Origin of the sequence: Pontibacter ummariensis (assembly GCF_900188175.1) — a bacterium.
Lineage (GTDB): Bacteria > Bacteroidota > Bacteroidia > Cytophagales > Hymenobacteraceae > Pontibacter > Pontibacter ummariensis.
In genome coordinates, this window is sequence record NZ_FZOQ01000010.1 from 39,622 (window position 1) to 56,059 (window position 16,438).

Annotated in this window: 10 protein-coding genes; 5 read left to right on the plus strand and 5 right to left on the minus strand. The window is 52.0% G+C overall.

Annotated elements, in window-relative coordinates; genetic code table 11:
• Positions 1-26: 26 nt before the first annotated feature.
• Positions 27-3,365, minus strand: coding sequence for a SusC/RagA family TonB-linked outer membrane protein (locus CHB92_RS11915; RefSeq protein ID WP_089319445.1), 3,339 nt, complete (start codon positions 3,363-3,365; stop codon positions 27-29).
• Positions 3,366-4,079: 714 nt separating this feature from the next.
• Between CHB92_RS11915 and CHB92_RS11920 the strand changes: the two genes are divergently transcribed.
• Entirely contained in the window at positions 4,080-5,144 is a 1,065-nt protein-coding gene (locus CHB92_RS11920; RefSeq protein ID WP_089319446.1) for a LacI family DNA-binding transcriptional regulator, read from the plus strand.
• Between the two features lie 69 nt (positions 5,145-5,213).
• Here the strand turns inward: CHB92_RS11920 and CHB92_RS11925 are convergent, their stop codons facing one another.
• Positions 5,214-6,023 carry a copper homeostasis protein CutC gene (locus CHB92_RS11925; RefSeq protein WP_089319447.1) on the minus strand — a complete coding sequence of 270 codons (810 nt, stop codon included), beginning with the start codon at positions 6,021-6,023 and terminating at the stop codon, positions 5,214-5,216.
• Positions 6,004-6,981, minus strand: coding sequence for an isoaspartyl peptidase/L-asparaginase family protein (locus CHB92_RS11930; protein WP_089319448.1), 978 nt, complete (start codon positions 6,979-6,981; stop codon positions 6,004-6,006). Before CHB92_RS11930 ends, CHB92_RS11925 begins: the two co-directional genes overlap by 20 nt.
• 538 nt (positions 6,982-7,519) lie before the next feature.
• On the opposite strand from CHB92_RS11930, the gene CHB92_RS11935 reads away from it, so the two are divergent.
• Genes CHB92_RS11935 through CHB92_RS11950 form a run of 4 tightly spaced genes read left to right on the plus strand, consistent with a single transcriptional unit; the run spans position 7,520 to position 13,414 of the window.
• Positions 7,520-9,835 (plus strand): GH92 family glycosyl hydrolase, encoded by a 2,316-nt coding sequence (locus CHB92_RS11935; protein ID WP_089319554.1) that lies wholly within the window; start codon positions 7,520-7,522, stop codon positions 9,833-9,835.
• Positions 9,836-9,879: 44 nt separating this feature from the next.
• On the plus strand, positions 9,880-10,716 hold the full coding sequence (locus CHB92_RS11940; RefSeq protein WP_089319449.1) for an endonuclease/exonuclease/phosphatase family protein: 837 nt from the start codon (positions 9,880-9,882) through the stop codon (positions 10,714-10,716).
• Between the two features lie 59 nt (positions 10,717-10,775).
• Entirely contained in the window at positions 10,776-11,939 is a 1,164-nt protein-coding gene (locus CHB92_RS11945; protein ID WP_089319450.1) for a glycoside hydrolase family 76 protein, read from the plus strand.
• Positions 11,940-11,998: 59 nt separating this feature from the next.
• The gene (locus tag CHB92_RS11950; RefSeq protein ID WP_089319451.1) at positions 11,999-13,414 is read left to right on the plus strand and encodes a glycoside hydrolase family 125 protein; all 1,416 of its coding nucleotides are present in this window, start codon (positions 11,999-12,001) and stop codon (positions 13,412-13,414) included.
• A 214-nt stretch (positions 13,415-13,628) separates the two neighbouring features.
• On the opposite strand, the gene CHB92_RS11955 is transcribed toward CHB92_RS11950, so the two are convergent.
• Complete coding sequence (locus tag CHB92_RS11955; RefSeq protein WP_245842505.1) at positions 13,629-15,251, minus strand: family 43 glycosylhydrolase; 1,623 nt, start codon at positions 15,249-15,251, stop codon at positions 13,629-13,631.
• Between the two features lie 74 nt (positions 15,252-15,325).
• The gene (locus CHB92_RS11960) at positions 15,326-16,414 is read right to left on the minus strand and encodes a glycoside hydrolase family 43 protein (protein ID WP_089319452.1); all 1,089 of its coding nucleotides are present in this window, start codon (positions 16,412-16,414) and stop codon (positions 15,326-15,328) included.
• Positions 16,415-16,438: the final 24 nt, after the last annotated feature.

Genomic DNA, 16,438 nt, shown 5'->3' on the forward strand with positions numbered 1-16,438 from the left:
TTAAGTGTTGAACTCACTTACTTCAATTAAAAACTAGCATTGATCTGGATACCATAGCTTCTGGTGGCAGCGCTGGAACCTTCGTCTATGCCCTGTCTGTACCACTGTGTGCCGATCGGCGCTTCCGGATCCAGGTTCTCCAGTGTTCTCCAGAAGTAGAACAGGTTTCTTCCTACCACTGACACACGCAGGTTCTGCATCTTAAACTTCTGGGCGAATGTTTTAGGCAAGTTGTAGCCCAACACCACCTCGCGTAGCTTCACGTAGCTGTTGTCATACACAGAACCTTTGGCGTTCCAGGCGTCCGCACCCCAGTAGAAGGTGTTGATGTAGTAAGTGGCCGCGTCCACAATGGTCGTGTTCGGGGTACCTTCAGCGGTTACACCGTCCAGCAGCACGCCGTCATGGTACACCGTGCTTCCGTTAGGAGCAGGGCTGTTGTGGTTTGGCAGCTGCACTTTCGTGTTGTTCTCGTCGATGTAGTAAGGCAGGCCACCGTGCTCTTCGTCACGGAACTCCAGGGTGTTTTCGAACATACCGGCACCAGTGGCATATTTAAGCGGCGTAGAGACAATCTGCCCACCCAGGCGGTAGTCCACCAGGAAGTCCAGAGACAGGTTTTTGAAAGAAAGCGTGTTCGAGATACCGCCTACTGCTTTCGGCAGGATGTTACCGGCTTTTTCGTAGCGTGTTTTGTCTATTACATACAGGCCGTTTGATCCGATGATCAGGTTGCCTTCCTCGTCTCTGGCACGCGGGAACACGTAGATGTCACCGATGGTCTCTCCCACTTTGGCCACCACACGAACGGCGCTCTGCTCTGCATCATAGAACACGAGCTCTTCCAGTCCCTCGTTCAGGCTGTTTACCTTGCTGCGGTTAAAGGCAAAGTTCAGGCGAGTGTCCCAGTTAAAGGCTCCTACCGTTACCGGTGTGGCGTTTAGTGCTACTTCCCAGCCATAGCTGTGGATTTCACCGATGTTAGAGATTCTGGAAGTAGCTCCTGTACTTGTTGGCAGCGACAGTCCCAGAATCTGGTTTTCCACGCGGCTGTTATAGTAAGAAATGTCTACCCCAATTTTGTCGTTCAGTATTCTCGTTTCCAGACCGAATTCAGCTTCGTACTTGTTTTCTGCTTTCAGGCTCTCGTTACCAAACACGGTCTGCGCGCTGAGTGACGGCACTGGTCCGTTGATGGTCTGCAGCGGGTTTTGGCTGTAAGTAATGTTAGCCTGGTAATAAGGCGGGGCATTGCCTACCACACCGTAAGAGGCTCTGATCTTACCATAGGTCAGGAAAGTAGGCAGCACAAAAGCATCGGTAAACACAAAACCGGCGTTTACGGACGGGTAGAAATAGTTATTGTTTGCCGGAGGCAAGGTGGAAGTATATTCCTGTCTGCCTGTTCCCTCTACATACAGGAAGTCCTTGTAATTCAAGCTGAGGGTACCCAGGTAAGCGTACTTGGTTACCTCGGCACGGGAGGCAGACGTCGTTGGCAGGTTAAAGGAGTTGTTCAGGCTGAACCAGTTCGCCGTGGTCAATCCGTCTCTCGTACCGGAGGCCTGGTCACGATAGTTTTCTGTTCTTCCCTGGAAACCAGCATTCACGCTTACCTCCAGGTCCTCTGTCACGTAGTCAGAGTAAGAAAGCAAGGCGTCTGTGTACAGCGTAGCATAACGGCCTTTGGAGGTACCAAAATAGCCCGTGCTGTTATTCTGGTTAAAGGCAATCGGGTACTCGTTGTACTGTCTGCTCTCTATGGCTCTGCTGGTAAAGTCGTTACCTACACGGCCTCTGAAGCGTAGCTTGTCAGTGATCTCGTAGTTTAAGGTGGCGCTTGTGATCAGGCGGTCCTCATACTCCTCTTCTCTGTTACGCAGCTGGTTCCACAGGAAGTTCAGCACCTCCGGACGAATGTTGTAGGCCAGTGCTTCCTCCGGGTTTCGGTCGCGCTGGTTCGGCAGCACATATTTGAATCCTTCGGATGTCTTGTACTTGTCCAGCCATACCGACATATCCTCTGACCGGCCCAGGAAGCCGTCGTAAGAGGCGGTCAGGCGGTTAATCTGCATCGGACGGTTCTTCACATAGCTGTTGATGTAGTTCACCACGATGTCCGTCGTCACACGCTCACTCAGCTTCACGGTGCTGTTCAGGTTTAGGGTATTGCGCTGGAACTCACCCCCGCGCTGCACACCCTCGTAATCATTGCGGGTATACGACAGGCGGTAAGCTACCTTATCTGTCTGGTTCGACAGGGCCGCGTTGATGATAGAGCTATAACCTGTCTGGTAAAAGTCCTTGTAGTTATCCGGCTGTGCCTTGAACGGGCGCATCGTGCCATCCCACCATGGCACCATCTGTCCCTCCATCTTAGGACCGAACTGTGCAAAAGAACGGAAGTTAGGACGCACGCTCTCAGCCGTTCCGTCTCCGTCAGTATCCACTGGAATCCAGCCTTCGGCTGTTCCGCCTACCGCCAGGTTTGTTTCTCTGTCGTAGCCAGGGCCGTAGGTATTCTGATATTTAGGGGTGAAGGCTACTTGCTCCACACTGTAGTTGTAGTTTACGTCTACCCCTAAGCCTTGTCGCTCCGAACCCTTCTTGGTCGTGATCACGATCACACCACTGGCCGCATCGGAACCGTATAGCGCCGTAGCACTAGCCCCTTTCAGCACCGTTAAGGTCTCGATATCGGCCGGGTTGATGTCCAGGATGCCGTTACCTCTGATGCGCTGGTCGTTCCAGTAACCACCGTTGTTGGCGCCGCTGGCTCCTCTCTCGTTGTTGTTTCGGATCAGCACACCGTCCACCACGTACAATGGCTGCGTGTTGAAGTTAAGCGAGTTAATGCCGCGGATCTGCACGTTAACCCCACTGGTAGCTCCACCGGGTGCCGTCGTGATTTTTACACCAGCGGCTTTACCGTACAGGGCCGAAGCAAAGTTCGTGTTACCGGCTTCGGTTAACTCTTTGGCACTTACGGTACTGGTGGCGTAACCCAGTGCTCTCTGCTCTTTCGAGATACCCAAGGCAGTCACCACCACCTCGCTCAGTGCCTTAGCATCATCTGCCAGGGCTACATCCACGGCTGCGCGGCCATTAACGGCCACTTCTTTTGTGGTGTAACCGATAAAGGAAAACACCAGCGTACCCTGGCCTTCCGGCACCGGGATCGTGTAGGAACCGTCCACGCCTGTGGCCGTGCCCGTGCTCGTGCCTTTGAGCAATACTGTAACGCCAGGCAAAGCAACACCCTTTGCATCTGTTACTTTTCCTTTAACTAATTGTTGTGCCCATGCTACCTGGCAGCACAGCACCAACACGGTACTTAAGAGAATAGAAACGCATCTGTTCCTCATTTTTCTGTTTTTTTAGGGTATAATGGAGTAAGTAGTAAGCTAATCGCAAATGCCCTGTGCGGGGAAATATGCTTGCAACACAAGACATAACAGGTAGTAAGACATCAACAAGAAAACGTCTTTGCTTTTTCAGGGAAAGCAACAGTCTTAAGCGCGGGAGGCGAAGCTCCCGACCCTACTGAAAGCGCTTAAAGAAAAGCAGGCAACTACCAGGGAAGGCATAAAAAGCATCACCCACCATTCGGAGTAATACTTTTTCTTAAACAGAAGGCCTTTACAGGGCAGCTATGGCGCTGCAAAGGCTGTTTTTGCAGTAGATATTTATTTTTTCATAGTATGGGGTTAAGGATTTCCGAACAAAAGGCAGGTAAATCGCTTGTCGTCGGAAGACTAAAAGTGAAGGCCTGCCCTGTAATTTTTGATTAAGATAGAGAGGCTCAAAAACAAAAACAAGTAAAAATAAAAAAATGTGTGCGCACACATAGCAAATGTTATCGCGCACACATATATTACAGCAGAAAACGAACAGCTCCACACATGGGAGGCAGTTACCTTGCAAATCACGCAGGGCAGCAGCAGGAGCAGACAAAGTGGAACTTCAAGCGGATTGTTACTCTTTAGGCTTATACCGGAAGAGTTATAATAATTTAACTTTAACTTTAAGCTATCTCTTTATTTTTGCGAGCGTAAGCGCTGCACTCATACCAGAAACAGATGGACAAGAAGAAAATCAGGATAAAAGACATTGCACAGTTGGCAGGCGTTTCTGTCGGCACGGTAGACAGGGTGATACATAAACGAGGCAGGGTATCGGATGAGGCGCTGGAGAAAGTATTAAAAACCCTGCACGAGATCGACTACAAGCCCAACCTGATTGCGCGTACCCTTGGCTCCAGCAAAACCTATCGCATTGCAGCCCTCATACCAGACCCCTCCCTGGACGAGTACTGGCACCAGTCATTCCAGGGCATCAACCATGCACAGGAGGAGTGGGCACAATATGACTTTCGCCTTGAGACGTTCTTCTTTAACCTGTACGACAGAAACTCATTTAAGAAAGTAGCAGAGGCGGTGCTGGAATCGGAACCGGACGGTGTTTTGATCTCGCCGGTTTTCTACCACGAGGTGCTTCCATTTTTTGAGCTGCTAAAGGATCGCAATATTCCGTACGTACTGTTTAATACGAACATCCCGGAAGTGCAGCCGTTAACCTTTATCGGTCAGGACCTGTTTGAAAGCGGAAAAGTGGGGGCCGAACTGCTCCATTTACAACAAAAGGGCGCGGGAACGTTTGCCATCCTGCACATAAATGAGAACAGCCTTAACTCCGTACACCTGCTGGAAAAAGAAAAGGGCTTTAAAGAGTACTTCAGGGAAAATGCCCCTGATGCAAGGGTGCTGGTGTTAGAACTGAACAGCCAGGAAGAGGCTTCGGTTGAGAAAGCGATCGGAATGCTCCTTCAGAATACGGAACTAGCCGGCATATTAGTGACCACCTCAAAAGGTGCTTCACTGGTGTCGGACATGCTACAGGCGCACGGCAAAGACAGCATCAGGCTGGTAGGGTACGACTTGCTGGAGGAGAACATCAAGTACTTGAAAGCAGGTATTATCGATTTCCTGATTAACCAGAATCCGAAGCGGCAGGCTTTCCTGGGCATCAGCCATCTGGCAAACTACCTGTTGTTAAGAAAAGAGCCGCCACAGCAAGACCTCTTCCCACTGGAGATCATCACAAAGCAAAACTTACGGTCTTACCTGGAGTCGGGTATACATTAAAACATGGCCTCTTCCCTGGCTCTGCTTACCCCTCTTTCCTGATTTGAGCCGAGCAGAGCCAGGGAGTTTTTAAGAGCGGGCCGGCTTATCGGCAATGGGAGCGTTACTTTTCTCCAGCGCTTCGCGCATGGCTTTTACCTGCTCCTCATCCGTCACCAGAAACTCGAACTCCGACAGCTGCCCCACGCTGGACATAGGAGGGTAATTTTTGCGGAACCTCATCGTTCCATCCACTTTTTTACGGGCAGAGGCATGTACTTCCTTTACGCCGGTTTTCGAAATAATCTCATACACATTTCCTGCATTGATTCCGCTACCTGGCATAATGACCAGCTTATCACCGGCTTTCTCCACGAGTGCTCTGATCAATGCTGTACCCTGTAAAGCTGTTTGTTCCTGCCCCGATGTTAGCAGCCTGTCTACCTTCAAGCAGATCAAGTCATTCAGGGCTTTGAAGGGATCAGGGGTAAGATCAAAGGCCCGGTGAAAGGTAACACTCAGGGGGCGGGCAAGCACCATCAGTTCCTGCATCCTTTCCGTATCTACCTCACCGTCTTCTTTTAGCATGCCCAGCACCACGCCATCAGCGCCCAGGCGCTTGGCCATGGCAATGTCATGCTTCAGGATCTCAAACTCCAGGTCTGAGTACAGGAAATCACCTCTCCGCGGGCGAATCAGCACGTGTAAGCCAATGCTTATGTTTTTACGGGTCACTTCTATCAAACCCGCACTGGGGGTCGTTCCCCCTTCCACCAAACTGTCACAGAGCTCCACGCGCTGCGCCCCCCCCTGCTCTGCGGCCAGGGCAGAGCGCACGGATTCTACACAAATCTCCAGCGCCCCGCCTTGTCCCTTTGAGCTATAGCTTGCTTTTTGCATCAATCAGCTTTTTAGTAGTCTGGTCCAGCACAGCATAATTAAAGCCCTTCTGGATGCAGTACCCGCCATACTCACCCTGCTTGTTCAGGGCTATAAAGCCCACCTGCAGGTCTTTCACATTCTTCTGCTTCGAAATGATGCGCTCTACAGCCAGCCTGCAGGCTTTTTCAGGGGAATTGCCCTGCCGCATCAGTTCCACCACCAGGTGGCTTCCCACCATCCGGATCACGGCCTCGCCTAGTCCCGTAGCGGTGGCGGCCCCAACTTCGTTGTCCACGAAAAGCCCGGCACCAATGATGGGAGAGTCGCCCACACGCCCGTGCATTTTATAAGAAGCGCCACTGGTTGTACAGGCTCCCGCCAGGTTGCCATGGGCGTCTAAAGCAAGCAAGCCAATGGTATCATGGTTTTCGATGTTCACAACCGGCTTATACTGCGACTGCTTTAACCACTCTTTCCAGTCCCGCTCAGACTCTGGTGTCAGCAGGTTTTCCTTCGGGAAGCCTTTTGAAAGGGCAAACTGCAAAGCGCCCTCCCCTACCAGCATCACGTGCGGGGTATCCTCCATCACCTTTCGGGCAACAGAGATCGGGTGTTTGATGTGCTGCAGAAAAGCTACGGCCCCACAATTGCTGTCCTTGTCCATGATGCAGGCGTCCAGCGTTACCTTCCCTTCCCGATCAGGGTAGCCACCATAGCCAACTGTCCGCACATTGGGGTCCCCTTCCGGCACCCTTACACCTGCCTCCACGGCATCCAGGGCCTGCCCCCCCTGGGACAGAATTTTCCAGGCCGCCTCATTGGCTGGCATGCCATGGTTCCAGGTAGAGATTACGACAGGCTTGTTGCCCGCGCCTTTTCCCAACACCCCTGCGAATGCTTTTTCAATCGGATAAAGCCCTGTTAACAAAGTGGTACCCAGAGCGGACACTTTCAGGAAGTTACGTCTGCTGTTCATTAAACTTTAAAATGTAGGTGAGTATATGATATAGAATAGTCTGAAAAAAACTGTGGTGAACTTCTGAATAACCGAAGCAAGCTTTTTATGAAAGCGTTTAAGTTGTGGTTGATGTGTTGTTAAAATTTCCCGGAGGCTCTAACAGCAAAAAGCGCAGAACTAAATATTGCTGTTAAAAGCATAAGAACAAAGTAAAGGGCGCTCTTCCTTTCCCTTCTCCCTAACAGGCACAGCTCCCCCGTCTCCTGCTATTGCCTTTTGTGACTGTACAGCCGGCCTGGATTCCTTCCTTTGCGCCCCTCTTACTTGCCCGATGCGCTGGCTAAGACGCGGAAAGGCACAGGCAACACCTATATAAGCCGTCCTGCTCTAACAGCGGTTTAAACGTTTATGCTTCAATTATATGTATTTTCTCCTATAGAAAGCAAGTGTTGTGACTTTAGCTTGTGATTATTGCTAAAACGGTTTACCTTTAGTAGAGCGAACAAATGAGTGCGCTATCGCTTACCTTCTGTTTCATTCCTTGAATGTATACCTGATGAAAAAGAGCCTCCTCCCAGCTTTACTACTCACGCCCCTGCTCGCCTTCGCGCAAGCGGGTCCTGCTCAAAACCTAGTAAAGTACGTAAACCCGATGATTGGCACGGCCAAGATGGGGCACACCTATCCCGGCGCCACGGTGCCTTTTGGCATGGTACAGCTAAGCCCGGACACCGATACCATTCCCTACGAGGTGAACGGGCAGTACAACAAGGACGTGTACAAGTACTGCGCGGGCTACCAGTATGACGACAACACGATTGTTGGCTTTAGCCACACGCATTTCAGTGGTACCGGCCACTCTGATCTTGGCGATTTTCTCATCGCCCCTACCACCGGAAAGCTACAACTGAACCCGGGCACGGAAGACCGGCCCGAGAGCGGCTATCGTTCCGCGTTCTCGCATGCCAATGAAACAGCGGAGCCTGCTTACTACAAAGTAAAACTGGACGACCACAATATCCTGGCCGAGCTGACGACCTCTAACCGCGTGGGCATGCACCAGTACACTTTCCCGAAATCAGAGGAGGCCCATATCATACTCGACCTGATGTCGGGTATCTACAACTACGACGAGAAGACCTCCTGGACCTTTGTGCGGGTAGAGAACGATACACTCATCACAGGTTACCGCCAGACGAACGGCTGGGCCAGAACGCGTACCGTGTATTTTGCCATGGCCTTCAATAAGCCTTTCTACCAATACGGCAACAAGGACTATTCTGCCCCGCAGGTATACAAGGGCTTCTGGCGCAAGTTCGACCAGACAAAGAACTTCCCGGAATTTGCCGGCAAGAAGCTCAGAGCCTACTTCGACTTTAAGACCGAGGAAGGCGAAAAGATAAAAGTAAAGTTCGCCCTCTCCCCGGTAAGCACAGCGGGCGCGCTGGCCAACATGCGTGCCGAGATACCGCATTGGGATTTTGAGCGCGTGAAACAGGAGGGGCAGGCAGCCTGGAACAAGGAGCTCAACAAAGTGGTCGTAAAGGCCAGCCAGGATGATCTTGTCAACTTCTACACCGCGATGTACCATGCCTTTCTAGGCCCGACAACTTACATGGATGTGGACGGAAAGTACCGTGGCCTCGACATGAACGTGCACCAGGCAAAGGATTTCACGAACTACACCAGCTTCTCGCTCTGGGACACCTACCGTACCCTGCACCCGCTCTTTAACATCCTGCAGCCAGCCCGCAATACTGACATGGTAAAGTCGATGCTGGCGCATTACGACCAGAGCGTGCACCGCATGCTGCCGGTGTGGTCGCACTACGCGAATGAGAACTGGTGCATGATCGGCTACCATGCCGTGCCGGTAATTGCCGATGCTGTGATAAAAGGGAACGCTGACTTTGATGTGAACAAAGCCCTGGAAGCCTGTGTGACCACTGCCCGCAACAACTACTACGACGGCCTGAACTACTACATGGAAATGGGCTATGTGCCGGAGGATAAAAACAGTTCTTCTGTTTCTAAAACGCTGGAGTACGCTTACGATGACTGGTGCATCGCACAAATGGCAAAGAAGCTTAACCGCCAGGACATCTATGAGGAGTTCATGCAGCGGGCCAGTAGTTACAAGAACGTGTACGATGCCGGGTCCGGTTATATGCGTCCGAAGCTGAGCGACGGCAGCTGGAAAAAAGAGTTCGACCCGCTCGACACACACGGGCAGGGCTTTATAGAAGGCAACTCCTGGAACTACAGCCTCTACGTGCCCCATGATCCGGCACAGATGATCGCGATGATGGGCGGCAAGCAACGCTTCGCGCAGCACCTGGACTCCCTCTTTACCATGGAGCTACCGGATAAGTACTTTGCCAACACAGAGGATATCTCCCGCGAAGGGATCATCGGCAACTACGTGCACGGCAACGAGCCTTCCCACCACGTGGCTTACCTTTATAACTGGACAGACCAGCCCTGGAAAACACAGGAGCGCATCCGCATGGTGCTAAAGGCCATGTACAAGCCCACAGTAGACGGATTGGGCGGCAACGACGATTTCGGGCAGATGAGCGCCTGGTACATCTTCAGTGCCCTTGGCTTTTACCCGGTGGCCCCCGGATCTGATCATTACGCTATCGGAAGCCCAGCCGTGCAATCTGCGAGCATCAACCTGGAGAATGGCAAGACCTTTACGGTGGACGTGAAAAACCAAAAGGACAAGCACGTGTATGTGCAGAAGCTGGAACTGAACGGGCGGCCCCTCCACCGCAGCTACCTGACGCACAAGGAAATTATGGACGGGGGTAAAATCACCTTTTACATGGGGCCGCGGCCAAACAAGAAACTAATGACCATGGCCCGTTAAGCCCCCGCAAAACAGAACCACGACCAAATCAACATATTGACCCTATGAAAAAAGTGTTCCTAGCCCTTGCCGTTATGCTCAGTCTTCACTTCACTGGTGCCAGTGCCCAGACTTTCCGTGTGGCCACTTATAACATTCGGTACGATAACAAAAGCGACACCTTAAACGCCTGGCATAAGCGGTTGCCCGTGATGACGGACCTGATCAAGTTTCACGACTTCGATATTTTTGGCTCACAGGAAGGGCTGCACCATCAGTTGGAAGCCCTTGCGATAGGCCTGGAAGATTATGCCTATATTGGTGTAGGCAGGGACGACGGCAAGCAAGCCGGTGAGTTTTCCGCCATTTTCTACAAGAAAGACAAGTTCAGATTGCTGCAAAAAGGAAACTTCTGGCTATCACCTGTTACGGACAGGCCCAACAAAGGCTGGGATGCGGCCCTGCCGCGCATCTGTTCCTGGGGGCAGTTTCAGGATATAGCCTCTGGTTTTAAATTTTACCTCTTTAACGTGCACTTCGATCACCAGGGCGTGCAGGCGCGGAAAGAAAGCGCTAAGCTGGTCTTACATCAGATAAAGAAAATTGCAGGGGATACCCCTGTTGTGTTAACAGGTGACTTTAACCTGGACCAGACAGACGAAGGCTACGCTGTTCTTAGTAAGTCTAACCTGGTGCAGGATGCCTATAACCTGTCCCCGGTCCGGTATGCTCCAAACGGCACTTTTAACGGCTTTAACATCAATATAAAGTCAGACAAGAGGATCGACCATATCTTTCTAACGCCTCATTTCAAGACAAAACGCTATGGTATCCTGACCGATAGCTACCAAGGGCAGCTCCCCTCCGACCATTTCCCTGTTGCCATAGAGGTTGCATATTAAGATTAGGCAGGAGAAACAGAAACGCGAACGAGATAAACTTAAAAACGAAATTCAACAACATGTCGAAAGTAGTCCAGGTTACCGGTGTTCTTGCGCTTGTATCAGGTAGTTTGTTACTAAGCGCCTGTGGCTTGAACGGGAAAGAGTCTCCAAGTGCAGTCAGCACTCCAGTGCAGGCAGCAAACGTTTGGGCCTCTCGGGCAGATACCGCACAGAAAGCCTTGCAGGAACATTTCTGGTCGCCCACGGCCAATTACTTCCATAAGGACAACAAAGGTGACGCCTCTTTTAACTACTGGTGGCAAGCCCATGCCTTGGATGCCCTCTGCGATGCCTACAGCCGCACAAAGGATGAGCAGTACCTTACCCTGATGAACAGCTTACACGATGGAGTAAGGGCTAAGAACGGAAACACCTTTGAGAACAACTACTACGACGACATGGAGTGGATGGCGCTGGCATGCCTGCGGGCCTACCAACTGACCGGCGACGAAAAATACAGGGCAACGGTGGATACCTTATGGACAGACATAAAAACAGGATGGAGTGACTACATGGGCGGAGGCATTAGCTGGAAGAAGGACCAGCGGGACTACAAAAACACCCCCGCCAATGCCCCGGCCAGCATTCTTGCCGCCCGCCTGTACCAACTGGACCAAAAGCCTGAGGACCTGGAGTGGGCGCTTAAGATCTACGACTGGCAGCAACGGAACCTGGTAGACCCTGCAACGGGGCTCGTGTGGGACGGCAAAAATCGCCAAGGTGACAACAAAATTGACAAAGACTGGAAGTTTACTTACTGCCAGGGTGTTTATATTGGGGCAGGCCTGGAGCTATACAAGATCACAAAACAACAGGAATACCTGGACGCCTCTGTCCGGACGGCTGACTACGTCCTGAGCAGTACTGACTTCACAAAAAATGGTGTGCTGCTGGAGCGCGGCAAAGGAGATGGTGGCCTGTTTAAGGGCATACTCATTCGCTACCTGACGCAACTGGCATTGTCAGACTACCCTAGTTCTGAAAGCCGCAACAGGTATAAGGCGTTTATAGCCAGCAACGGCGAGGTACTGTGGCACAGCGGGACGCACCGGCCTACCCTTTTATTTGGCGAAAGCTGGGGCACACAACCGCCCGCAGACCAGACAGACAGCTCCGTGCAGCTAAGCGGGGTAATGCTAACGGAAGCCCTCGCCCTGTTGGAGCAGGAAGAGGAGTTATAGTACACGCAAAAGAACTTAGCAGAACACACAAAAGCTTATCCATAACATCTGTAAATATTATGAACAGGAGAACTTTTATACAGAGCTCAGCACTGCTTGGTGCCGGCTTATACCTGAGCCCGATGTCTGTCGCTGCCTCGGCTGGTTTCCCTTTGGTACGCGTGTCCGGGCAAAAGCGCAACTTCCAGAGCAAGTCTGTGGAGAACGCCATCGGCGAGTTCAAGCGAAAGGTAAAGGACAAAGAGCTGGCCTGGCTATTTGAGAACTGCTTCCCCAACACCCTTGACACGACGGTAACCTATACGACCAAAAACGGGCGCCCCGACACGTATGTAATTACCGGGGACATAGATGCCATGTGGCTTCGGGACAGTTCGGCCCAGGTGTGGCCTTACCTCAAGTTCATTAAAAAGGATGAGCCCCTCCGCCAGTTGGTCGCAGGGGTGATCAACCGGCAGACCTACAGCATCCTCCGCGATCCTTATGCAAACGCCTTTTATGACGACAACAACAAGGTGGGCGAGTGGAGCAAGGACCTGACCGACATGAAGCCGGGCATACACGAGCGCAAGTGGGAGATTGACTCACTGTGCTACCCTATCCGACTGGCGCACGCGTACTGGAGCATCACCGGAGACACCAAGCCCTTTGACGCGGAGTGGCAAAAAGCGATAAAGGCCACCCTGAAAACCTTTAAAGAGCAGCAACGCAAGGATGGACCGGGCCCTTACAAATTCCAGCGCGAAACAGCCTGGGCCACCGATGGTGTTCCGATGAGTGGTTACGGTTACCCGATAAAACCAGTGGGCCTCATCTGCTCTATCTTCAGGCCAAGCGACGACGCCACCATTTATCCTTTCCTGATCCCCTCCAACTTTTTTGCCGTGACCAGCTTGCGTCAGGCTGCCACCATGATGGAGCGGGTAGCAGGTGACAAGGGTACCGCCCGCGAGCTGACCGCCCTCGCGGATGAAGTAGAGAAAGCCTTGGCGGAACATGCTGTAGTGGACCATCCGCGCTTCGGAAAAGTATATGCCTACGAAGTGAACGGCTTTGGCAGCTATAACCTGATGGATGACGCCAATGTGCCTAGCCTGCTGTCGTTACCGTATTTAGGAGCCGTTAGCGCAACAGACCCTGTTTATCTGAACACCCGCAAGATGCTGCTCTCTGAAGACAACCCCTTCTTCTTTAAAGGCAAGGCTGGTGAAGGCATTGGCGGCCCACACGTGGGGATGGACATGATCTGGCCGATGAGCATTACCATGCGGGGGCTTACCAGCACAAACGAGCAGGAAATAAAAAGCTGTATCGCCATGTTGAAGGCCACCCACGGGGGCACCGGCTTCATGCACGAGTCTTTCCATAAGGACGATCCGAAAAACTTTACCCGCTCCTGGTTTGCCTGGGCGAACACCCTCTTCGGCGAGTTCCTCTGGAAAACTTTTGAGGAGAACCCTAAGCTGCTAGCGTAAGTACTCCGCTGCGTAGACCTACATGGTGGGCATAAACAAAAAGAGAAATGCTACCACAGCATTTCTCTTTTTGTTTATCGAGTAGCTATCTGACACAGCGTTGGAAGCTATACAGGTTCTTTTTCTTTTATAAAAGGTCCGTAGCAGTATGGTTTTGTTTTTCGTTTAGGTGCTGCTGGTGCTGACCTGCTTCAGGAAAACAATATCCGCGAGCTTAGTTATCCACCCGAAACCAGTCGAAGGCAGCAGTGGCGCTTGCCGGCCCTTTTGCTGTCAGGCCTACACGCACTCCTCTGTCCCATGGCGGCAAGTAAGAGGCATCAAACGTTTTTTCATCGTTTAAAATGTTCCAGGTAGTACCGTCGGCACTCCAGGCGAACTGCATCTGATCACCGTTGTTAGTGGTAAGCTTCAGTTGCACCTCTTCTTCTTTGGGTACCGCCGTCTTAGCGATGGTCGACAGGGTTCCCTCCTTCATCGACCAGAGCACGATCTCTCCGTTGCTCACTCCTATCCCTACCGCATTATCGTTATTGCCAATCGCGGTAAGTCCTGCCATCGTCCCTTGCGGCAAGGTGTTATGCTTCACGGCAGCGGTTACGGTATAGTCATCTTCCATTGTGCGCTTTCCTAACACCGCCCCAATCTTCTCAGGAGAAGCCTGTAGCATCAGCAGACCATCATGGAGCTTGTAGTTTGGCTGCTGCGTTACCGGCCACTGCCAGGTAGCCGCCAGGTCGCCGGCCTCAAACTCTTCGTTTACATCCAGGTCTTTTGGGGCAGTTGCTGGAGCTGCTTGTGGAACTTGAATTTGCGCTGTAACGCTAGGGGCATTGTTCTCGAAGTGCGGCCAGTTATCCTCTCCCCACACGATCTTATCCAGCAACCCTTGCCTACCTGGGTATACAAAGCCATCGGTGTTGTAGGCGTGGTACAGGAAGTAGTCCTGTCCACTCTGGTCGGTGACTACTGTGCCGTGGCCCGGGCATTTCCAGGAGTCGTTCTGCTGCATGACCGGGTTCTGCTCGTATTTTTCCCAAGGCCCCTTTAAGCTAGTGGCACGTGCCACTCCCACACCGTATGTACATTCACGCCCACAGCACTTATCACCGGCATAAAAGGTATAGAAGTAATCTCCGCGCTTCACGATGGCAGGGCCTTCCACCAAGCCCCCCTCCCAGGTGCCGGGCTCGTTACGGAACATCTCAAACTTCTCTCCTAAAAGAGCGGTGCGTTCTTCGTTCATGCGTTGCGCCCAAATCGGGGTGGGCAGGCCGCGGCTGTTGCCATCCTCTTTCCAAACCAAGTACAGCTCTCCATTCTTGTCTCTTATTTCGAAACCGTCAATAGAGCCTACTTCCTGGCATACCAGGGGGCCATGGTCGGTGTAAGGGCCTGTTGCACTGGTGGCGCTAGCTACTCCCACACAGAGGTTACCCCCTTTCTTTTTGGCTGTATAATAGATATAGTAGGTGCCATTCTCATAGGCAATTTCAGGTGCCCAGAAATGCGCCTCCGCCCAGTCGGGTAATTTATCGGGGAAAACATGCCCTACCGTTTCCCAGTCCACCAGGTTCCTGGAGTGCAGGATCGGGTACAGGGGTGCCCATTCTGATGAGGTAGCTGTTGCCCAGTATTCATTCTCTACCCGCACCACTGAGGGGTCGGCATAGTCGCCGGGCAAAACAGGATTGGTGTATGAGATAGTCTCTGTCGCTACGGGCTCGCTGGTTGCAGTCTCCTGCTGGTTTGAGACTGTGCTGTTACTACAGGAGAAGACCATGAGGCCAACAACGCACAACAGCAGGGATTGTAAAGGGTGTTTTGTTCTTTTCATAGTTAACTTTTAAACTACAGGCCACGACTGGCAGGTTCTGCCGGGCCACTTTTTCTATTTACTTCTGTGATTACTTATTCTTCCTCCTGTCCGGAAGGCAGGGGCTGTGGTACACCTACAGGTATAGGTAAGCCAAAGACCGGAAAGCCATCTGCCGACCATGTGAACTCTTGCGCCCGCACGTCGCGGTCCCATCCGGGCACGTCCGACTTCTTTGAGTGGTACAGAATCCAACTCTCTGTGCCATCAGGGGAGGTAGTGAAGCTACAGTGGCCGACTCCCATCACTTTGTCGGTACCCTGGAAAACTGGCCCCGTCTTCATCCAACTCCCGGCATCCATTGGATTGAGCAGGGTATCAGAAAGGGTAAGTTGCCCCAAGCGGTACTCCTTCAACCACGACTCCCGGGTGGAGTATATGATAAAGACTTTTTCTTGATGCTTGAGCACCTGCGGCCCTTCATTCAGGTCCAGTTCCCCGCCCGATTCCCATGGCTCCTGGGGAGAAGAGATTAGAGCCCTGTTACTGCTGATCGTCCAAGGATTACTCATGCGGGCGATATACAGATGCTGTTTCGTTTTGTCTGTTGCCGCGTTTTGCTCCCATCCTGACCAAACAGCGTAAAGCTGCCCGTTCAGCTGTAGCGGCGTCAGGTCGATAGCCCATTTCGCTGCGGAAGTAGCGTACGCAATACTATCACCAGTATAGAGCATCCCCTTATCAGTATAGGGGCCGAAGGGATCGTCGCCCACAGACTCCAACACGCCTGAGCGCTGGTGTATAAAAGGGCTTCCGCTCTTTTTGGCCGCCGCATAATAAATGTACCACTTGCCGTTGAAGTAGTGCAGTTCGGGAGCCCATATGTTACTCCTGTTCCAGCCCGTGTCGGGTGTTGCCCATACTAGCACTTTGTCTCCGGGAACTGTCAGGCTATGTGTCCTGGACACATAAATCCCCCCTTTACCTGCGCTGCAGAAATAGTAAGCACCGTTTCTCTTTATCACCCACGGATCGGCGCCATCAGCAATTGGATTAGTGAAGTAGGCATTTTTTGCCGGCCCTGGTAACCTAGGCTGTTTTGCGGCAGGACTAACTGTACTACTTGTAGAACAGCCTACCACGAACAACAGACAAACCCAAAGCGCCTGAAAAGTACTTTTCATACACTATACCTTTCCTAACACCAA